Annotated in this window: 15 protein-coding genes and 1 pseudogene; 8 read left to right on the forward strand and 8 right to left on the reverse strand. The window is 53.0% G+C overall.

The window, feature by feature from the left end:
- Positions 1–14 precede the first annotated feature (14 nt).
- From LDN04_RS11575 to LDN04_RS11605, 7 genes are all read right to left on the reverse strand, one after another.
- Positions 15–1,136: an AAA family ATPase gene (locus LDN04_RS11575; protein WP_223910492.1), complete on the reverse strand. Its 1,122-nt coding sequence runs from the start codon at positions 1,134–1,136 to the stop codon at positions 15–17.
- Between the two features lie 27 nt (positions 1,137–1,163).
- The gene (locus tag LDN04_RS11580; protein WP_223910495.1) at positions 1,164–2,255 is read right to left on the reverse strand and encodes a pilus assembly protein TadG-related protein; all 1,092 of its coding nucleotides are present in this window, start codon (positions 2,253–2,255) and stop codon (positions 1,164–1,166) included.
- Positions 2,252–3,613 (reverse strand): type II and III secretion system protein family protein, encoded by a 1,362-nt coding sequence (locus LDN04_RS11585; RefSeq protein ID WP_223910498.1) that lies wholly within the window; start codon positions 3,611–3,613, stop codon positions 2,252–2,254. Before LDN04_RS11585 ends, LDN04_RS11580 begins: the two co-directional genes overlap by 4 nt.
- 27 nt (positions 3,614–3,640) lie before the next feature.
- Positions 3,641–4,513, reverse strand: coding sequence for a Flp pilus assembly protein CpaB (gene cpaB / locus LDN04_RS11590; RefSeq protein WP_223910501.1), 873 nt, complete (start codon positions 4,511–4,513; stop codon positions 3,641–3,643).
- A 30-nt stretch (positions 4,514–4,543) separates the two neighbouring features.
- Positions 4,544–5,017 (reverse strand): TadE/TadG family type IV pilus assembly protein, encoded by a 474-nt coding sequence (locus LDN04_RS11595; protein WP_223910504.1) that lies wholly within the window; start codon positions 5,015–5,017, stop codon positions 4,544–4,546.
- A 250-nt stretch (positions 5,018–5,267) separates the two neighbouring features.
- Positions 5,268–5,453, reverse strand: a complete 186-nt coding sequence (locus LDN04_RS11600) for a Flp family type IVb pilin (protein ID WP_223910507.1) — start codon at positions 5,451–5,453, stop codon at positions 5,268–5,270.
- Positions 5,454–5,685: 232 nt separating this feature from the next.
- Positions 5,686–5,883, reverse strand: coding sequence for a Flp family type IVb pilin (locus tag LDN04_RS11605; RefSeq protein ID WP_223910510.1), 198 nt, complete (start codon positions 5,881–5,883; stop codon positions 5,686–5,688).
- A gap of 352 nt (positions 5,884–6,235) precedes the next feature.
- Between LDN04_RS11605 and LDN04_RS11610 the strand changes: the two genes are divergently transcribed.
- From LDN04_RS11610 to LDN04_RS11635, 7 genes and pseudogenes are all read left to right on the forward strand, one after another.
- Entirely contained in the window at positions 6,236–7,648 is a 1,413-nt protein-coding gene (locus tag LDN04_RS11610) for an ATPase (RefSeq protein WP_223910513.1), read from the forward strand.
- A gap of 233 nt (positions 7,649–7,881) precedes the next feature.
- A pseudogene (locus LDN04_RS16990) lies at positions 7,882–7,962 on the forward strand (hypothetical protein); the annotation flags it as partial.
- 251 nt (positions 7,963–8,213) lie between these two features.
- Positions 8,214–10,826, forward strand: coding sequence for a DNA mismatch repair protein MutS (gene mutS / locus LDN04_RS11615; protein WP_223910516.1), 2,613 nt, complete (start codon positions 8,214–8,216; stop codon positions 10,824–10,826).
- A gap of 47 nt (positions 10,827–10,873) precedes the next feature.
- The gene (locus tag LDN04_RS11620) at positions 10,874–12,217 is read left to right on the forward strand and encodes an N-acetylmuramoyl-L-alanine amidase (RefSeq protein WP_223910519.1); all 1,344 of its coding nucleotides are present in this window, start codon (positions 10,874–10,876) and stop codon (positions 12,215–12,217) included.
- A gap of 45 nt (positions 12,218–12,262) precedes the next feature.
- Positions 12,263–14,965 (forward strand): [protein-PII] uridylyltransferase, encoded by a 2,703-nt coding sequence (gene glnD / locus LDN04_RS11625; protein WP_223910522.1) that lies wholly within the window; start codon positions 12,263–12,265, stop codon positions 14,963–14,965.
- A 4-nt stretch (positions 14,966–14,969) separates the two neighbouring features.
- Complete coding sequence (xerD, locus tag LDN04_RS11630) at positions 14,970–15,857, forward strand: site-specific tyrosine recombinase XerD (protein WP_223910525.1); 888 nt, start codon at positions 14,970–14,972, stop codon at positions 15,855–15,857.
- Between the two features lie 54 nt (positions 15,858–15,911).
- Positions 15,912–17,108 (forward strand): cofactor-independent phosphoglycerate mutase, encoded by a 1,197-nt coding sequence (locus LDN04_RS11635; protein WP_223910528.1) that lies wholly within the window; start codon positions 15,912–15,914, stop codon positions 17,106–17,108.
- 77 nt (positions 17,109–17,185) lie between these two features.
- Here the strand turns inward: LDN04_RS11635 and LDN04_RS11640 are convergent, their stop codons facing one another.
- Positions 17,186–17,737, reverse strand: a complete 552-nt coding sequence (locus LDN04_RS11640) for a Slp family lipoprotein (protein WP_223910531.1) — start codon at positions 17,735–17,737, stop codon at positions 17,186–17,188.
- A gap of 227 nt (positions 17,738–17,964) precedes the next feature.
- Here LDN04_RS11640 and LDN04_RS11645 point away from each other — a divergent pair, with 227 nt between their 5' ends.
- A complete protein-coding gene (locus LDN04_RS11645; RefSeq protein WP_223910534.1) occupies positions 17,965–20,373 on the forward strand; it encodes a DNA internalization-related competence protein ComEC/Rec2 in 2,409 nt (802 codons plus the stop codon).
- The last annotated feature ends 91 nt before the right edge of the window (positions 20,374–20,464 follow it).

Raw genomic sequence — 20,464 nt, forward strand, 5'->3', positions numbered from 1 at the left:
GGAACCTGATTGAATTATTTAACCATCTCAGCCAGCGCCTCGATGGACTTGCTGACCGGAGAGCGCGGGAGCAGCTTAACAACCGGCATCCCCTTGTTTATGGAGTTGATGACATCGTCATAGCAATTCGGGATGGTTTGAAACACGCTGTAACCGAGCACCTTTTCCGCGTCTTTGATCTGAATGTCCGCTTTCGGCAGATAGCGGTTGACGATCAGTTTCAGGCGGTCCTTGTGGAATCCCCTTCTCTCCATAGCGACCAGATAGCGCTTGGTGTTCTTGAGCGCCGGCAGGCTGAGTGCAGTTGTGAAAAGGATGGTATTGGAGCTTTCGAAAATTGCCAGGTTGCAGTCGGCAAGGGCACCACCGCAATCGACAATGACATAGGTGAAAATCCCCCTGAGAAATTCCAGAATGCGCAGAATCTGCTCGGGGGTAATGGATATCGCTTCGTCCACTTCGACCGGTTCGGTCAGAACAAACGGTCCCGATGAGTGCCGCGTCATGACGGTCATGAGAAAATTGGCGTCCAACCGGGCGATGTTGGTGGTGACGCTGCTCAACGTATAGGTTGGGTTGACGTCAAGGAAGGTGGATATGTCTCCCGAAAACAGGTTGAGGTCCACGAGGGCGACCTTGGCTCCCTCTGTCGCAAGGGACGCGGCCAGGTTCACCGCGAGGGTCGTTGTCCCAACACCTCCTATGGGATAGTAGACGCTGATGATCTTGCCACGCTGTTTTTCTTCAACAGGTTTGGCGAATCCGAATCGACCGACTTTCTGGAGCGCCTGGAGCAGTTCCTGCTGTATGATGGGGCGTAGCAGGTATTCAACTGCTCCTGCACGCATTGCCGTGAGAATCCATTCGGAACTCTTTTCTACGGAGCTTACTATTATGGAGGTGCGGGGGTGTCTGGAGAGAAGGAGCCGTATGTAATCTGCGCCTTGCTGGATATCGGCGAGCTCAAGAATAATGACATTAGGTTCGACTCTCTGGATGGAGAGCGCGGCTTCGCTGAAGGTGGCGACCGACCCGATGATTTTTATGGTGTCAGCGTAAGGCTTGAGAGTAGATTCAATGGTCTCCCTGGAAGCTTTATCACTGTCTATTATGAGTAGATTGACATGTGGCGGCATCTGTTTTTTGATCTCCAGTAGACATCATTATTTTACTAATTGTGAAGTCCATATACCTTGTTCATTATCTATTTCTGAGCACTCGATACATTTCACTATGTCAATAGACATGTTAGGGTGTGGTTGACCTTCAATAGATTTGATTCTTATCTTCATGAATCTCGTTACAACGTAACGTTCACCCGGCGTGTTTTGCCCCATGCCTTGGACATCTGGCGAGAAACAATCGCCCGCGTCTGACCTGACTAACGGGACTATTATTTCCCAATAAGGCTTTGTAGGGGTAATTTCAGCAGCAAGTCGCTTCACTAAATCTCCTTGCGAGTTAAACAGAGTACCTGGCGCAGCATTGTTTGAATATACGTGTTGTCCACATAGAGAAGAAGCTATTGGTGTTTCAGCAGTGTTATTAATATATTTCATGATAAGGCTGTCCGGGTTAAAACTTGTAGATGGTTCGTCCTTGTATTCGGAGAAGGCTACTATGTACTTGGAAGGCAAGCCCAATTGATTATTTGCTGTGCCTGTAGCATATTGCCTGTCCCAGTATAATGGGTGATCAAGCGGTCCTGGTGTTACTGGTGTCGGAGAACACCACTGGTCACACAAAAGTATCCCTGCACCCGGCCGGGGAGGATGAGTTGCGATTGCGCTTGCTGCGGCACTCATTTCATTCCATCCAGAACCTCCGGCGGGTAACAGGGAGAAAATCTTGCCGAAGAAAACCTGAACTTTCCCTTGATTGGCAGCAGTAGCTCCTGCAACGTCCCTCCTTGCCACAACCTTTACTGCATTGGTTGGTTTCAGGGCCGGAACTGGGGTCGTAAAGTTTACCCCATCCCAGTATCCTAATGTTATGTCACTGTCGGTAATTGTGACGCTTTCTCCCGCCGCTTTGTTACTGGCGGCGAATTTTTTTGCCTCCGCTTTAACATTGGTTGAGTCAGGCAACTGAGTCGCTGCTGCAAGGGCTGCCGCATCCGCCGCGTTCTGCAATTGTCCCTTTGCCACGTACATGTAGCCGATGTCTATTGCAAGACCTACGAATGCCATGATGACGACCAGCATCAGCGCGATGTAGACCAGGGCAATTCCTTTTTTGTCTTTCAGTCTGTTCATTCTCCCAGAGGCATCCATTTTAGTTCCCTCTCTTCTTCGGGAGTAAGTTTCCTATCAGTCGGCAGTTCGGTTTTTTCTCCGGGAGCCATGGGTTTTACGATTTTCGGTGTGATGAAGAAAACCAATTCTTTCTCTTTGATATCATCCTGGGTTGAGCGGAAGAGTGCGCCCAGAATGGGGATGTCCCCCAAAAGTGGAATCTTGGACATTGTTTTTATCGCTTCTTCCTGAAGTAGACCTGCAAGAACAAGGCTTTCGCCATTTTTTAGCTCAACTAAAGTGTTTACATTTCTGGTGTCAATAATGGGATAACCGTTGACCGCGAGGGTCCCTGAAATGCTGCTTACTTCCGCTGGGTCAATCCTAAGGGAAATGATCCCATTCTCCATGACTTCCGGTTTGAAATTTAGAGTTATACCGACTTGTTTAAATACAATTTCAGTACTTGCGACACCACCTACACTTTTTACAACGGAGTAGGGTATTTCACTCCCCGCATGGAATTTTCCGTCTTGTCCGCTCTTCACGAGTAGATTCGGTTCCGCCAGGACTTTGGCAAGACCTTTAGTGGTCAGTGCATTGAGTACTGCGCCGACACCGGCTGGAAAGTACGATATCCCGAGTTGATAGGCATCGAGTGGGTTGAAACTGCCAAGACCGACAACATTTCCGGATATGCCTACACCACTTCCCGTTTCTTGGGTTTGAAATCCATTACCAGAAGAGGTAGTACTTTTAATGGCTCCACCGACGGGGGCACCAATAAGATTGGTAAAACCTTCAGCTGTATTCCCTTTGGCCATATAGCTGATGCCCAGCTTCTTGAGTGAAGTCTTATCTACCTGGGCAACTTTTACCTGGAGAAGCACCTGCTGCGGTTCGTCGATGCGGATATGGTTGATGACCTTGGTCGAATATGCCTTGGCAATTTCTTCTGCCTTTTTGCGTGTCTGCTCGTTGGCGGTGTTACCTGCGAGGACGATGGTGTCGTTTGCGTACTGCATGGTAATCGCATCGTTCGGGGCAAGTTCTTTCATTTGCGTTTCGATGGCCCCTTGGTCGCCTGATATTTTCAGATCGAAGAACGACGGTTTGTCATTCCCCTTTTCCCAGACGATGAGATTTGTGGTTCCGGGAGCGGTGCCGTTTATCTGCAACTGCTGGGGGGTAATGAGAATAAGCTCCGCGAGTGCGGGATTGGCAATGGAAACACGCGAGGCTGGATTTTTGAGGTTGAGGAGAATGCTTTTGTTGACGGTTACTTCCGTAGGAATGCCTCCCCAGCAGGTTGCCGTCGGCACTAGCAGAAGTAACAGGTATATGGGCAACAGGCACGGGCTAGATCTGAATAGTTTCATTGCATCACCTCATCTTCGTGAGTTTAGTTATTCGGCAAACTGCTTGGACGTCCTCTCTTTTCCTTTTATTATCTCCACACTGCTGAAAGAAGGAGACGGGGCGGAAGGCGCCTTTGATACCTTCTTTACCGCCTTACGAGGTTTTGGTGTCGCCGATACTTTGCTTACTGTTGGACGTTCGCTGCCGGTGAGCACCTTGGAAATGGTAGCACCTCTTGATTCCACGGGAGCGATATCGGCGATGTTTCTCAGAAGAAGCTGAAGGGTTCCCTTGCTTGCGCCCAGTACCAGCTTTTCGGCATCTTCAGGCAGAAGGTCAAGGGTAACGGTCGGTACAATGGCAGGCTTTCCTTCTTTCTGCTCCGTTATCTGGCCGGTCGCCAGCACCGGGACGTTTTGCAGGACAATTTTACTGATATTTTCCGACTGCGAACCTGGAATAGGGGTGGTCAGAACAACATCGACCCTGTCGTTGGGGGTTATGAACCCGCCTACACCTGCAACTTCGTTGACAGCAACGGTCACGGCCCGATGCCCCTGGGGCACCACGTAGGTCATGAATCCGGTGCCACCCGCGCCCGCTTTCGGCTTGAGTTTTTGTTCAGTGATGCTGTCACCCGGAGTGATGTGACGGATCGCCACCCTGCCGACAGCTGCTTTCACATCCTGCATGCTCCCCGGCGGGATGCTATCCTTTGCCCAAGCGGCAATCTTTACCTGATTTGCCGTGATCTGGCTTCCAATCGGTATTTCCGTTGCGGCTACGACAATATTTTCCGGCTGTGCCGCAGTGATTTTTTTCTTCTCTTTGTTCAGGTAGTTGTACGTGAGCCAGGCTGCAGCTCCAGCAAAGACCAGAGCCAGAACCGATACAACTATTACCGACTTGTATCGCAACATGATCCCTCCTCGAAGTGTGGGAATAGGATGTCATTCATAACGCATGGATGCTTCTCCCGAAAGGCCTTTCCCCAGCGGGATAATTTTTGAAACGACAGTCTGGAAATTACCCCAGGTGACGGAAACAGTAATACGGTCGCCATGTGTGGGGGTGGTTGTGGCGGTGCTATAGGATGTGAATGCGGAGATGGATACCGTGGCTTCATTTCTGGGTATGCCACTGGTCAGGCTTCCACAAACAATTTCGTAAACAGACTTGTTTTCAGTACTGAAACTGCATGCAGCATTAAGCGCCTCGCCCGATTTGGGGCTCAGACCAGTCGGATTAGACGTTGCATCGTACTTCGGTAAGACGACTGCTGCCCGCGCGCCTGCGCGGGCAGCGTTGTTCAGGGTATTCTTTATGTACATGGCCCTGCCGAATTCGAAAATTCCGAGGACCAGTAAAAGCAGAATTGGTAAGATCAGAGCTGTTTCAACAAGTGTTTGGCCTTTAGTATTCATTCGGGTACCTGCTGATTGATGCTGATACTCATTGATTTATGAGTGCTTGTCATGATTACGAAAAAAAGCATCCGGGCGTCTCTCGTGGCTGTATGGGAGATGTGGAGAAAACCCGGATGCTTTTCAAAATAATTGCCCTCATGGGAATACTCACAAGTTACGACATTGCCAGTCATACAAGTGCTCGTTGTTGTCTTGAGGTATTGGGTGACGTGCGATTGCTAAAGTTCATCAGGGCATATCAGTTGAGTTATTGCAATGCACTATTCACTTTTGAGTAGACAGTATTGCTGGATTTTCCGATACCCATTACCATGGCGATGACCACGATTGCGATGAGTACGAGGATCAACGCATATTCAACAAGTGTCTGCCCCTTTTCGTTCTTCAGTGCTTCGGTCATTTTTACATACAGTGCAGTGATGTAATTCAACATGTGTTCTCTCCTTTCGATTAAGTTAGTAGAGTAGGGGGGATGGTTTGTTGGTAGTTCCGATTCAGCTTAGGCCTCCTTTCTAATGTTTACAAACGACTGCCTAATTAAAACGATATGTTGCATGGGGGTTATTGTGTATTTGTAATGTAATGCATTTCTAATGTCAAGCGCTCTAAGAAATAATTTATGAATTTATGGCAATAAATGGTGGCGTTGTTGAATTTACAATAAATTACTGCCCTGCTGCGCCGACCACACCGCTGTTGATCTTTGAATAGGTACTATTGACGGTTTGCCCGAGGCCCATGAGCACAAAAATAACCACCATTGCGATTAACATCAGGATAAGGGCGTATTCGACCAATGTTTGACCTTGAGTCGAATGTATGATGCAACGAACGTAGCTGAAAATGCGTTTAATTACAGTCATTTTGCCCTCATGCAGATTGGTGTGGATTTTGCTTCCAGTATCAATCTTTGTGTATATTGTTGACCATCTAACTTTTCTTTTAGGTAATTGTAGAGGCATTTAAGAGAATTACAAGATTGCAAAGAAATTTTTTATGGTCCATGAATTATTAATGAGCTTGGTATATTTAACTTTGATGTGTGTGTTTAATGAAAACAGCTGAATAAAAGGTCGGTTTCTTGGGTTCGTCTCTAACATCCTGTATGAGGTAAATGTAGGCGTGCTTGTTTACAAGTTGTAGTTGGTATAGTAATAATTAATAATGTTAAGGTATCGTGGATTACTTGGCTTACCATCAATGAAGGAGTTAAACATGTATCAGCTGGGACTCAGAATGATCGAGGAAGGCCTAATCACCAAAGATCAACTTGACAAGGCGCTGGAAAGACAGCATCGCATGGGAGGCCGTCTAGGGCAGAACCTCATGGCGCTCGGTTTTGTTAAGGAAGAGGAGATTAAACGCGCTTTCGTGAGGACGCCGCGTGCCCCAAAAACCGTGGAAGAGGCGCGATTAGATCCGTCGCTGGTGACAGATCTTATACTCAAGCATCTCCTCTTTATGGGGGAGTTCAAGATGGCGGACATTGCCGAACGGGTCAAGCTGCCGGTGTCGATTGTCGAAGGTGTGCTCGAAGAGCTGCGGAGGGATAAGTTTATCGAAGTCAAAGGGGCCTCCAGTTATACCAAGATGGCGTACGTATTCAAAATAACCGAATTGGGGGGCAAGCGGGGGACCGAACTTCTGGAATTATGCAGATATGCGGGTCCTGCGCCGGTTTCCTTGGACGATTACCGTGCCACCGTCGAATCCCAGACGGTGAAAAGCGCGATTATTGATGAACCGCGCCTGAAGAATGCCCTTTCCCACCTCGTCATACATGACAATACCTTGAAGCGCCTCGGACCCGCCATCAGTTCGGGGCAGGCCATATTCATTTATGGTCCGTCGGGTAACGGTAAGAGCGCCATTGCCGAGTCAATCGGCAGGGTATTCCCCGACACGATTTATGTCCCCTATGCCATAACGGTCGGCGGGCAGATTATCAGGGTGTTTGATCCTGTAAACCATGAGCAGGTGGAGCCTTCGGTCTCGCAGGAGGATATTGATCAGCGTTGGGTCCTCATAAAGCGTCCCATCGTGATTACGGGTGGCGAACTGACTCTGAAGATGCTGGATTTGGAGTTTAACCCCATCTCGAAATATTACGAAGCCTCTCTCCAGATGAAGGCGAATAACGGATTGTTCATCATAGACGACTTCGGCAGGCAGCAGGTCGAACCTTCCAGGATTCTGAACCGCTGGATCGTACCCCTTGACCGTATGCTGGATTACGTGACGCTCAGCACCGGCATGAAATTCGCCATTCCCTTTGACATGGTGGTGGTATTTGCGACGAACTTGGATCCTAAAGACCTTGTAGATGAGGCTTTTCTGCGGCGAATCCGCTATAAGGTGAAAATTGACCAGCCGAGCGACGAGGAGTTCCTCCAAATTTTCAAAATGGTCTGCAAGGCCAATGGTATTGCGTTCAACCAGGAAGTGTACGACTACCTGCTGAACGATCTTTACGCAAAGAACGGCCGGAAGCGGAATGCCTGCCACCCCCGGGATCTGATCGAACAGATAATTGTGGATTCGCACTATTACGGCAAAGCACCCCACCTTACCAAGGAGAATATGGAAACGGCCTGCGATAGCTATTTCATTTCCCATGAAACAGCGTAACCCTCCTTTGTCAGTCAGCCTGACCCCCTCTAGGTTCACCCACAATACCCCCTCCCATCAAGGGAAGGGGTATTGTAGTTTCAAGTAAATTTTTTGTTCTGCGGAAGAAAATAATTGATTTTCAGCAGTTTAAATTCCTAGAAAGTATGGTAGAATAATGCCGATAAGTGTATCCGTCTACAGGGGGTGGGGCTATGCTTATTCGTGCGATCTACGAAGACTATACAAGGGGTATGATTAAGGACTCCTATCTCGACAATCTCATCCGTCAAGGGAAGATAGTGGGCTTTTTCCGGACTGGTGGGTATGTCCGGATAGGTCATGATCCAATTCGTGGTGCCGGTGGGGAGTACAGGGGACCGGAGAGAAGACATCGGCACAGCGAATACCAGTAACCACTTCAACGAAGAGAACATCTAAATTTTATTTTTTAGCGGCATCGTGTCAAGGCTGACCCCTTAAGGGAGTCGGCCTTTTTCGTGGCGTTTAGCGGCAATGTGTCTTTACTTCAAGGGTGTAATTTGCTAGCATGAACGGCCTGTAAAACGTGCTGTAAAGGGTCTTTATGTCCGAACTCACCCCAATGATGCGGCAATATCTCGAAATCAAGGCAGACCATCCAGATTCCATCCTGTTTTTCCGCCTCGGTGATTTTTATGAGATGTTCCTTGACGATGCCGTCAAGGCCTCCCGCATCCTCGATATAACACTCACGTCCCGCAACAAGAATTCCGAAGGTGCCGACGTCCCTCTCTGCGGTGTCCCCTATCATTCGGCCAATCCCTATATCGCCAAGCTCATCGAAGCCGGCGAAAAGGTGGCCATCTGTGAACAGGTGGAGGACCCGAAAAGCGTCAAGGGGATCGTGCGGCGTGAAGTGGTGCGCGTTGTCACCCCCGGTCTGGTTGTCGATGCCGACTGTCTCTCCCCCAAGGAAAACAACTACATCCTTTCGTTTGCAACGTCAGGAGAGGCATGGGGTGTGGCCTATCTCGACCTTTCTACCGGTGAGTTTCGCCTGACCGAACTGGATGGAAGCTCCGGGGCATGTGCCGAGGCTGCGTGCGTTAACCCTCGGGAAATTCTTGTGCCTGCTGAGTTTCGTGAGAACGGTTATCTTGCCGACCTGTCCAGTGTTACCGGCGAGCGGATAGTTACGTTCGTTGATGACTGGGTTTACGACACGGACTATGCTGGGCGGGTCTTCCGCAACCAGTTCGGGGTCGAGTCTCCGGATGCCCTCGGCTGTGAAGGGTTTCCGGCGGGAGTGCTCGCCGCCGCTGCGGTACTCCATTATCTGGAGGAAACCCAGAAGGGGAAGGCTGCTCATGTCAGTACCATAACCCCCTACAAGACCAGGGAATTCCTGGTGCTGGACGAGACAGCCCGGCGCAACCTGGAACTGACTGCGACCATGAGCGAGGGGAAGCGCCGTGGCTCGCTTCTCGGCCTTATGGACCGGACGGTAACGGCTATGGGGGGGCGTAAGCTCAAGCAATGGATTAACTATCCCCTGATAAGCCTTCCGCACATAAAGGATCGCCAGGTTGCGGTCGAGGAGTTGTTGTCTGCCGGTTTACGTGGCGAGATCGTGGGGCAGCTGACTGGCGTCTATGACCTGGAGCGCCTGAACGGACGGATAAGCCTCGCCTCCGCATCTGCAAAGGATCTGGTGGCGCTGCGGGAATCCTTGCAGAGGATTCCGTCGCTTCTTGAAGTCCTCTTTCCGATGTCAAGTCCGCTTATCCGGTCGCTGGTCGATGGAATCGACCCTCTCACGGACCTTGTTGGCCTGATTAGCCGCGGGATCGTGGATAATCCGCCGTTTTCCCTGCGTGACGGTGGTATCATTGCCGATGGCTACCATGCTGAACTGGACGATCTGCGCTCCATCAGTCGGGAAGGGAAAGGGTATATCGCCCGGCTGGAGGCGAAGGAGCGGGAGAGGACCGGCATTACTTCTCTGAAAATCCGTTACAACAAAGTCTTCGGCTATTATATCGAGGTAACCCGGGCGAACCTTGCCGGCATCCCCGCGGACTACATCCGCAAGCAGACCCTGGCCAATGCTGAGCGGTACATTACTCCCGAACTCAAGGAGTACGAGGAAAAGGTGCTGGGTGCCGAGGAGCGGATTACCGAGCTGGAGTACTCACTTTTCCAGGAGATGCGCGTCATGGTTGCGGCCCAGAGCGAAAGGATTGCCCGAACCGCGGACCGCCTGGCAACACTGGATGTTCTCGCCAGCCTTGCAGGACTTGCCCACGAGCGTGGCTACAGCCGTCCCGTCGTGGATGAAGGGGATGCCATCGCCATAACGGACGGTCGCCATCCGGTCATCGAGGCCATGTCCCTGGGAGAGCGGTTTGTTCCCAATGATGTTCTGCTCGATGGCAGTGAAAACCAGCTTCTCATGATCACGGGGCCGAACATGGCGGGCAAGTCCACGTTTATGCGCCAGGTGGCATTGATCGTACTCATGGCCCAGATGGGGAGCTTTGTACCGGCGGTCGAGGCGCGGATCGGGGTTGTGGACAGGATTTTCACCCGTGTGGGAGCGGCGGATAATCTGGCACGCGGCCAGTCAACCTTCATGGTGGAAATGACGGAGGCCGCCCAGATTCTTCGCGACGCCACACCCCGGAGTCTGGTGGTCCTCGATGAAATCGGGCGTGGCACCTCCACGTTCGATGGAGTATCCATCGCTTGGGCAGTGGCGGAGTACCTCCACGATCGCCCCGACCATGCCGCCAGGACCCTGTTCGCCACGCATTACCACGAATTGACCGAACTGGCGGTAACCCGCGGACGGATCAAGAACTTCAACATTGCGGTCAGGGAGTGGAACGATCAGATCATCTTTCTCCGTAAAATCGTCCCGGGTGGAGCGTCCCATTCCTATGGTATCCAGGTGGCGCGCCTGGCCGGCCTTCCCCTGACAGTCATCGAGCGGGCCAGGGAGATACTGCTGAATCTGGAAAAGGGTGAATTCAGCGCGGAAGGTATGCCCCGTATAGCAGGCAGCAGAAAAAATGTCCCACTGAAACACTCGCCCCAGCTTTCCCTGTTCGGTGGGGATGGCGACAGAGTGATCGAGCGGTTGAAGGAGCTCAATCTCTCCATCATGACCCCACTGGAAGCGCTGAATGTACTGGATGAATTGAAGAGGATGGTGTAACCATGCGTCGTAACGGTGCGTTTTTCATAATGTTCTGTCTAATGTGTATGCTGATAGCGCATCCAGCTTTTGGTGCGCGGACTTCCCCTGACGGGGATACCAATAAGAAACAGCATGTTGCCAAGAAGAAAAATAAAACCGGGACGGCAAAGAGCGTAAAGACGGCCAAAGTGAAGTCGCCCAAGAAATCCGCCGTGAAAAAGCAGGTTGTGGTGGAGAAGCGCAAACCTGTCTCGCTTTCCACCCCGATTGAACCGTCAGTTGGCGGCAGGGGAGTGGTCAGTGACATGCGCTACTGGTCCAATCCCGATTATACGAGGATTGCTGTGAGCGTGGACCGGGAAGTGCAGTTCGAGTATCACCAGTTGCCGGCGATCAGGGAGGCGTCGGTGCCGCCGCGGCTCTATATCGACCTCAAGGGGACCCATGTGGCGCCCGGGGTTAAAGACATTCCCATCGGCGACGGCCTGCTGAAGATGGCCAGGATCGGCCAGTACCGTGCCGACACGGTGCGGGTGGTCCTCGACATGGAGAGCATCAAGGACTTCAAGATATTCACCTTTTCCGACCCCTTCCGTATCATTATCGACGTGAAGGGAGACCGTCGCGAGGAGTTGACCAAACCGCGGGAAACGATACTGACTCCCCTTGTTCCCTTAGCCCCGACCGTCAAGCCAGAATCCGTCGAGCAGAAAAAGCCACCCAAACCGGTTATCGGCAAGGTACGGCGGATTGTGGTCGATCCAGGTCATGGCGGTCACGATCCGGGGGCATCCGGTGCAAATGGAGGGAAAGAGAAAGATGTGGTCCTCCAGATCGGTCTCAAACTGGCGAAGCTGCTGCGGGACGAGTTGGGTCTCGATGTCGTCATGACGCGCTCGACCGACGTTTTTTTGGAGCTGCAGGAACGGACGGCCATTGCAAACAAGGTGGGCGCCGATCTGTTCGTTTCTATCCATGCCAATGCTGCTCTCAACCGAAATGTATCGGGGATCGAAACCTATTACCTGAATCTGGCCAAGACCGAGAAAGCGGCTCAGCTTGCTGCCAAGGAGAACGGCACCAGCCTGGAAAAAGTGAGTCTTCTGCAGGCTGTGTTGTTCGATCTCATGGCCAACTACAAGCTCAATGACTCGGCTCACCTGGCCGACGAAGTGCAGAAAGCCCTCTACCACAAGGTATCCGGAGGGTATGCAGGTGTGAAGAACCTGGGAGTCAAGCAGGGTCCCTTCTACGTTCTCGTGGGGGCCACCATGCCGAGCATCCTGGTGGAGACCGCGTTTCTCAGCAATGAAAAAGAGGAAGTACGCTTGCGGGACGCGCAATACCAGGATGCAACAGCCGCCGGGATAATGGGCGGTATCAGGGCGTATATGTCAAGCATGAAATGAAAGCTGCCGTTCGACGTGACTCGTCGAGCATACCAATGAGGGGTTATGGAATTCGATATTAATCGCTACTTCCCCGACAGCACCCAAGTTGCCGGTGACGCGGGCCGGGCTACCTTTGAAGAGAAGCGCCCACTCTATCTTGCGGCCAGCAAGCATTTCCTCACCCATTACCGTGAGGAAATCAAGGCAAGACACCGGGAAGGGGCAAGCGGCAGAGACGTGGTGAAAGATATCACCACCATGACCGACACCCTTATCAGGAAACTGTTCAGTTCAATAACTCGTGACCTGGGCGGGAACCGTCATGGTAGGGGACAACTGACCCTGGTGGCGGTCGGCGGGTACGGGCGGGGTGAACTCAATCCCTATTCCGACATAGACCTCATGTTTCTCTACAGTGGCAGCGATCCGCAGCGTGTGGAGGACATTGCCCAGAAACTCCTCTACTTCCTCTGGGACATGCGGCTGGATGTAGGGTATTCGGTGCGGACCGTCAATGACTGTGTGGAAATGGCACGTTCTGACCTGACGGTGAAAACCGCCCTCCTGGATGCCCGTTTCTTGAGGGGAAGCCATCTCCTGTTCAAGGATTTCCAGAAGGTGATGCTGACCCAGGTTCTTTCCAAGGGGAGCGATACCTTCATCAAGGAAAAGCTTGCCGAAGTCCATAAAAGGCGCGAAAAGTACGGCTCGACGGTGTACACCTTGGAGCCGAACATAAAAGAGAGTGAAGGGGGGCTGCGGGACCTCCACTCCGCCATGTGGGTGGCTAAGATAAAATTCAAGATCGATGAGCCCCAGGAACTCATCATCAAGGGGGTTGTCACGGAAGAGGACCTGGCGCTCTACCACGCCTCCCTCGACTATCTCTGGAGACTTCGCAACGAGCTGCACTATCTGGCCGGGCGGAAGAACGACCAGTTAACCTTCGTCGCCCAAACTCAACTCGCCCAGTTCCTCGACTACCGGGACAACGGAAAAGTACTGGCTGTCGAGGAGTTCATGCGGGATTATTATCTCCATGCGGCGCGGGTCGAGCATTTTTCTTCCATGCTCATATCCAAGTGTGTCTGGCGCGAAGAGGGAGCCAGCAGGCTACTTGGCTACTTCACTCGACGGCCGGTCGGGGAGGGGTTTTACGTCCTCAAAGGGGAACTGATCATCCCCGATGAAGCGGTGGTCGAGAAGGACCCGACCCGACTCATGAAGATTTTCGAGTACGCCCAGAAACACGGGGTCTCCCTCAACATAAAGGTGAAAGGGCTGATCAGACGCAGCCTCGATCTGGTGAATGACAAGTTTCGACGTAACCGCGATGTGAATACTTCGTTCTTCAATATTCTCCGCTCCGACAAGGGGGTTCCTGAAACCCTCAAGTTGATGCACCATCTGGAATTTCTCAACCGGTTCATCCCCGAATTCGAACGGATTTTCTGCAAGGTTCAGCATGACCTCTACCATATCTACACCGTGGATACCCATTCTCTGTTCTGTGTGGAGGAACTCTTTCTCCTCTGGAAAGGTGAGCATCGTGACGAACTCCCCCTGTTGACCCAGCTGGTCCAAGAGGTGGATAAGCGGGAACTCCTGTTTCTCGGGGTGCTGCTCCACGATATGGGAAAGGGGGAAGGGGGAGGCCATGCGGAGAAAGGGGCCGCAATGGTACCGACCATTGCCCGGCGGATGGGGTTGAGCAAGGAAGACAGCGAACGGCTGGAATTTCTGGTGGGGACTCACCTCCTCTTTGCCCATATCGCACAGCGTCGCGATCTGCACGATGAAAAGATGATCATCCAGTTTGCCCGCCAGATGGGAAAAAGCGAAAATCTGAAGATGCTCTATCTGCTTACCTATGCGGACATCAAGGGGGTGGGGCCGGACGTCTGGACCGAATGGAAGGCGCTTCTTATGCAGGAACTCTATGAGAAGGCTTTTCAGGTGCTGGAACGGGGAGATTTCCGGTTCGAAGCGAGCAGCGAGCGGGTGAAAAAGGTCAAGAGGTGTGTCGTCGAACTCTTGGAAAACGACTATCCACCGCTGGTGGTGAAAGAGGAGCTGAAGGCCATCACGACTCGCCATCTGCTGGCCAATCCTCCGGCGGTGATCGCCGAGCACGTCCGTATTCTCCTGTCCCTTGAAGAACAGACCATGGTGATTCGGGTTGACCATGACATGGAGCGCAATTACAGCACCTTTACCATATGCACCCTCGACGTACCCGGGCTGTTTGCTAAGATAACCGGGGTCATGGCGGCAAACGGCATGAATATCCTTGGTGCCCAGATACATACGAGCCGGAACGGCAAGGCGCTCGATGTGCTCCAGGTCAATTCCCCCCAAGGATTCGTCATCACCGATGAAAGCCGCTGGAAAAAGGCCGAGGATGACATGCTCCGGGTTCTTACGGGTAAAATAAATGTGGGAACGCTGGTGGAGAAGCGGCAGCGGCCAACCCTGCTGGCGGACCGGCCGAAGCCGCGGTTTCCATCCCGGGTCGAAATAGACAATGATGTGTCGGAGGACTACACCGTCATCGACGTATACACCCATGACAAGGTCGGACTGTTGTACCGGATCACCAGTTCCCTTACCGACATGGGGCTCTATATCGGCGTCTCAAAGATATCCACCAAGGTGGACCAGGTGGCGGACGTATTCTACGTAAAGGACATTTTCGGCCACAAGGTGACCAGCCCGGAAAAACTGGAGGAGATCAAGGGGCGGCTTCTGGCCGCTATTGACGAGTGATGCCATGCACCACTACCTGGATTTGTTCCTGAATTATCTGCTGGTGGAAAAGGGGCTGGCGGCACACACCCTCGAGGCGTACAGTCGGGATATCGGGAAATATCTCGAATTTCTGACGACAGAGGGGTGCACGGCGGTCGACCGGATCCGGCCTCTTGACGTGGCGGCCTTCATTGCCCGGGAAAAAGATGCTGGCCTCGCACCCCGCAGCCGTGCAAGAGCTCTCTCGGCAGTCCGGATGTTTCACCGGTTCCTGCAGGTGGAACAGTACGCCGACACCAATCCGACTTCCATCATAGAGGCGCCGAAGGTCATGGGCAAATTACCGTCAATCCTGAGCGGCCGGGAAGTCGAGAGTCTCCTCGCCGCGCCGGCAGGTACCGACTGGCTGCCGCTGCGAGACCGGGCTATGCTGGAAGTCCTCTATGCGACAGGTTTGCGGGTGTCGGAACTGGTGGGGTTGAGGGTGCGTGACGTAAATCTGGATGCCGGCTATCTCCTCACTATGGGGAAAGGTTCGAAAGAGCGGCTTGTCCCACTGGGTGAATCGTCGCGCAGTGTCCTGCGTGAATATGTCGGGGCGGTCAGGAACAGTCTTGACCGGCGGGGGGGCTGCCCGTATCTGTTCCTCAGTCGTCTCGGTGGACCCATGAGTCGGCAGGCGTTCTGGAACATCATCAAGAAACGGGCGCAGGAGGCGGGGATACACAAGAATATTTCGCCTCACACCCTTCGTCACTCCTTCGCCACCCACCTGCTGGAAAATGGGGCAGATCTGCGGAGTGTCCAGATGATGCTCGGTCATGCCGACCTGTCCACCACCCAGATATATACCCATGTCACCCGGGAGCGATTGAAGCGTCTCCATGAGGAATTCCACCCCCGCGGATAACGGCGATCACGTAACTTTGCTATTGAACACCATTTGAAAGGAATGCATAAAATTATGAAATACATCGTACTGCTCGGCGACGGCATGTCGGACGAGAAGTTGCCCCAATTGGGTGACAAGACCCCGCTGCAAGCGGCCAGAACCCCCCACATGGATTACATGGCAAGGCGGGGAAAGTTCGGCCTCGTCAGAACGGTCCCGCCCGGTCTTCCTCCCGGCAGTGACGTGGCCAATCTTTCGGTATTCGGCTACGATCCGCGGAGCTGCTACACCGGTCGTTCCCCCCTGGAGGCAGCCAGCATGGGTGTCAATCTGGGAAGCGGTGACGTGGCGTTCCGGGTCAACATGGTTAACCTCAAACCGACGGGAACCACCCTCATTATGCAGGATTATTCGGCCGGCCATATCTCCACCGAAGAAGCGAGGGAACTGATTGACGATCTGCAACGACAGTTGGGTGATGACGAGTTCCAGTTCTTCCCCGGCGTCGGCTACCGGCACCTGCTGGTCTGGCGCAACGGCAGGGACAAGCTTACGTCAACCCCCCCCCACGACATCACCGGCAAGAGCATCCTCGATTACTTTCCCCGGGGAGATGGTGCGGACAAACTTATCTGTCTGATGAATTCCTCCCAGATGGTCATGAGTCGGCACCCTGTCAACAAACAACGCATGGAAGAGGGCAAGCTGCCGGCAAACTCCATCTGGCTTTGGGGGCATGGCCGTTCGCCCCGCATGGAAACGTACAAGGAGCGCTTCGGCCTGAGCGGGGCGGTCATTTCGGCGGTGGACCTGATCCGCGGCATTGGTATCTATGCCGGTTTGGACATCATAAGGGTGCCCGGTGCTACCGGCTACATCGATACCAATTACCGTGGCAAGGCCGAGGCAGCGCTTACGGCTCTTCAGAGCCATGACTATGTCTACCTGCATGTGGAGGCGCCCGACGAGGCTGCCCACGGAGGCAACCTGGAGCACAAGCTGAAGGCAATCGAGGATTTCGATGCCCTGGTGGTGGGGCCTGTACTGGAAGGGATGCGGCAGTTTGGCGAGTACCGGATTCTCTGCACCCCGGACCACCCGACGCCGCTTCGGCTTATGACACACACCTCCGAGCCGGTCCCCTTCATCATATACGGCGGGGAAGAGCGGGAAAACCCTGCTGTTGGAGGGTACGACGAAGACGAAGCGCTCAAGACCGGCCTCATGCTGGTGGAGGGATTCCGGTTGATGGAGATGATGATGAAATAGCTCTTGCTGGGGATGAGATTTGAATTACATTGGCCAAATATAGGAAAAGGCGGGGAGATACCCCGCCTTTTCCTATATTACTTGAACATCGGTGGTCCAGGGGGGCGAAACGGTGTGGGGCCGGTATCATAGCCGTAGTAATACGGATCGTGATAATAGTAGGGGTAAGGATTGGTGTAAAGATTATCGGTACCGGTGCTCCGCCAGGCATGGATTTCCCGGATGGCGATGACCGGGTAGCTGTACTCGACCTCGTCAAGCATCTTGACTCGTTTCCCTTTAATTTCTCCCATCACGGTTACCAACCGCCCCGGCGCATAGATCATCCGGTCAAGAAAATCGGTGCTTGTGGCGAGGAAGCGGCCACCTGAAAACATGGTATCTTCCGGGTAGTAGTGGCCATCGAGTTCCATCTGGACCACTTCAAGGGTCCCTCCGTCCTTTGCATTACTAACGGCAGCGATTTTTCCTCCAAGTATGACATTCTTGCCGATGTAGCCGTCCGGATTCTGCTTGAGCTTTTCGTAGGGGATGGCCGGGTCGGCAAGCTTCCGTCCCGATTCGCTGATCACCTGGGTGCAAGCGGTTACGTGCATAAGCACGACAAGCATGAGTGCAAGCCTCTTCATTGCCCTTCCTCCTGTGAATTTCTGTTCCAATAGTAGCGGTTCCGCGGGGATTGTCAATCGAGGTTTCCTTGTGCTAGGCAACGCGCGTGAGCTGTGTTATACAGGATTGTATTAGCATGTTTTCATGGTTGTGGAGGGGGCGTGGGGAAATGTAGAATAGTCATGGAGCAACAGCTGTGGGAAACGGACGGCTGTTCCACGATGAGAAGTTAGGAAGGCAGGCGTCAATGGAACGGCCACTTCTGCTTCCCCTGTTTGCGTTCATCGGCGGCCTCGTTGTTGCTGGCATTGCCGATATGTGTCTCTCCGCACAGTTTCTGCTGCCGTTGCTGGCAGTTGCATTGCTCTCAGCGTTTTGTGCCCGCAGTCTGCTGTTTCACACGGTCCTGTTCACCTTCATCTTTCTGCTGGGAAATCTTTCACTCCAGCCATACCTTCATCCCAATCTCCCTCCCTCCCATGTAGCCAATCTCCAAGCCAGCGAACCCACCGTCATGGAAGGGGTAGTTGTGGCGCGCCCCGAAATGACTGACAAGGGGTGGAGGCTGCTCGTCCAGTCCGAAGGTTTCGTCGATGGGGACTCCGTCAAACCGCTCACCGGAAAACTCCTTCTGTTCATCAATGGAGGTGGTGATGATATTCTGACCGGTGACCGGGTGCGATGTCGTGTGCGCACCAAACTGCCACGGAACTACGGCATCCCCGGCGAATTCGATTATCCCCGGTATCTGGCGTACCGCGACATCTTTGCCACCGGATTTGTTGCTACCGGAGAGGACGTCATCCTCACCCGCCGTGGCGTTGCCTATCCTCTGCAACAAAGGGTTGACGCAGTTGCACGAGAGTTGGGGCGTTTTGTTGACACGGTGGTGCCCCGTCCCGAGAACGGCATACTCAAAGCCGTTCTCCTGGGTGAGAGGGGAGGGGTGCCCAAAGAGCTGGAGGACGCCTATACGAGGAGCGGTGTCAATCATATCCTTTCCATATCCGGTTTTCATGTCGGCATTATTGCCCTGTTCCTGTTTCATCTGCTGTTCATGGCTACCCGCAGTTCGGAATTTCTCATGCTCCATCTGAATCTGCGTCGCACCCTTCTGCTCTTTACCCTGCCAGTATTGGTGTTCTACCTCTTCCTGTCCGGTGCGGCACCCGCCACAGCCCGGTCGGTTCTCACCATTGCCGTGTATGTGATAGCCCTGGCGCTCCAGAGGGAGACCGACCCGCTCAATTCGCTCCTCCTGGCGGCCCTGGTTATCCTTGGGATACATCCGCCCGCCATTTTCGATCTGTCATTCCAACTCTCCTTTCTTGCAATCTGGGGGATACTGGTACTTGTCCCACTCTTTAACCGACCCTTTGCCGGCAAGATCGGCAGTGTTGCGGAAAAGGGGCTTCTCTTCTTCTTCGTGTCCGTCGCCGCCACCCTCGTTACCCTCGTCCCTGTCGCCTATTATTTTCACCGGGTTTCCATGACGGGGCTGGTGAGCAATTTTATTATCGTGCCGCTCATGGGTTACGGCGCGGTAGTTCTCGGGTTTTCCGCGCTGCCATTCGTCTATCTAGCCCCCTCTATGGCAAAATTTCTTTTCCTCGGAGCGGCATTCCTGATAAAAATCTCGGACTGGTTCATACTCCATCTCTCCAGGATTCCCGTCGGGACTTTTGTCAATCCCGACCGGACCGACCTCTTGCTGTTCTTTTCTGCCCTGACAGTCTTCACCTTCATCCCTCACCGCCGGCTGAGGTCCGGAGGGGCGACGCTGTTGACCGCCGCCCTGACCGTTCACCTTTTCTGCCTCCCCGATCCCGGCGCAGGGAAATTGCGGATCAGTTTTCTCAGTGTCGGTCAGGGGGATGCCACCCTTATCAGATTTCCTGGCGGGAAAACCATGCTGGTGGATGGTGGAGGGAATGCGCGCGGCGGGTCGTCCGATGTGGGGGAACGACTCGTTGCCCCGGCCCTCTGGAAAATGGGGATATCGACTATCGATTATCTGGTATTGACCCATCCCCATCCCGACCATTGTCAGGGGCTGGCTTTTGTCGCGAATAATTTCAGAGTTCGCGAGTTCTGGGAGGGGAGTGAAAAGAGTGCGTATCCGGAATACGTTGCCCTTAAAGAAATACTTACTGCACGAAACGTCAAAACTAGAATAGTAAACGCAGATTCCCGACCGTTCACCATTGACGGAATCCAGATAGAACCGCTCGCCCCTTTCCGCCAGGTCGAAGGCAGTGGGGGAAACCTTCCCGGAGACGTAAATGATAGTTCGCTGGTGTTTCGTCTGGTGGCAGGTGCAACATCCGTCCTGTTCACCGGCGATATCGGAGCAGCTACCGAGTCGGAATTGCTCAGGCGACATGCCGCTGTGCAGTGTACCATGCTTAAGGTGGCCCACCATGGCAGCAGATTTTCATCATCCCTCCCTTTCCTCAAGTCGGCAACTCCCCACTACGCCGTCATATCGGCCGGTTACGGCAACAGCTTTCATCTTCCCGCCCCCGAGACTGTTTCAAATTTCCTGCGAAACGGCATAACGGTTTTCAGAACCGATCTTGATGGTACCATTGAAATGGAGTGTGACGCACGGGGAGAAGGTGCCAGTATTGCAACGTTGGCAGGGCATTTTAATTGACACTGTTCTAAATAATCTGATACTTTAACCAGTCGAATTACAGTTAGTTTATAAATAATATCTCGTTTCATATTTGTATTCAGGAGAGCCG

Source organism: Geobacter sp. AOG1, from assembly GCF_019972315.1.
Taxonomy (GTDB): domain Bacteria; phylum Desulfobacterota; class Desulfuromonadia; order Geobacterales; family Geobacteraceae; genus Geomobilimonas.

Bases quoted from the DNA above. Each gene is read 5' to 3' on its own strand.
- LDN04_RS11575 (WP_223910492.1), bottom strand. From the start codon at position 1,136: ATGCCGCCACATGTCAATCTACTCATAATAGACAGTGATAAAGCTTCC.
- LDN04_RS11580 (WP_223910495.1), bottom strand. From the start codon at position 2,255: ATGAACAGACTGAAAGACAAAAAAGGAATTGCCCTGGTCTACATCGCG.
- LDN04_RS11585 (WP_223910498.1), bottom strand. From the start codon at position 3,613: ATGAAACTATTCAGATCTAGCCCGTGCCTGTTGCCCATATACCTGTTA.
- cpaB (WP_223910501.1), bottom strand. From the start codon at position 4,513: ATGTTGCGATACAAGTCGGTAATAGTTGTATCGGTTCTGGCTCTGGTC.
- LDN04_RS11595 (WP_223910504.1), bottom strand. From the start codon at position 5,017: ATGAATACTAAAGGCCAAACACTTGTTGAAACAGCTCTGATCTTACCA.
- LDN04_RS11600 (WP_223910507.1), bottom strand. From the start codon at position 5,453: ATGTTGAATTACATCACTGCACTGTATGTAAAAATGACCGAAGCACTG.
- LDN04_RS11605 (WP_223910510.1), bottom strand. From the start codon at position 5,883: ATGACTGTAATTAAACGCATTTTCAGCTACGTTCGTTGCATCATACAT.
- LDN04_RS11610 (WP_223910513.1), top strand. From the start codon at position 6,236: ATGTATCAGCTGGGACTCAGAATGATCGAGGAAGGCCTAATCACCAAA.
- mutS (WP_223910516.1), top strand. From the start codon at position 8,214: ATGTCCGAACTCACCCCAATGATGCGGCAATATCTCGAAATCAAGGCA.
- LDN04_RS11620 (WP_223910519.1), top strand. From the start codon at position 10,874: ATGCTGATAGCGCATCCAGCTTTTGGTGCGCGGACTTCCCCTGACGGG.
- glnD (WP_223910522.1), top strand. From the start codon at position 12,263: ATGGAATTCGATATTAATCGCTACTTCCCCGACAGCACCCAAGTTGCC.
- xerD (WP_223910525.1), top strand. From the start codon at position 14,970: ATGCACCACTACCTGGATTTGTTCCTGAATTATCTGCTGGTGGAAAAG.
- LDN04_RS11635 (WP_223910528.1), top strand. From the start codon at position 15,912: ATGAAATACATCGTACTGCTCGGCGACGGCATGTCGGACGAGAAGTTG.
- LDN04_RS11640 (WP_223910531.1), bottom strand. From the start codon at position 17,737: ATGAAGAGGCTTGCACTCATGCTTGTCGTGCTTATGCACGTAACCGCT.
- LDN04_RS11645 (WP_223910534.1), top strand. From the start codon at position 17,965: ATGGAACGGCCACTTCTGCTTCCCCTGTTTGCGTTCATCGGCGGCCTC.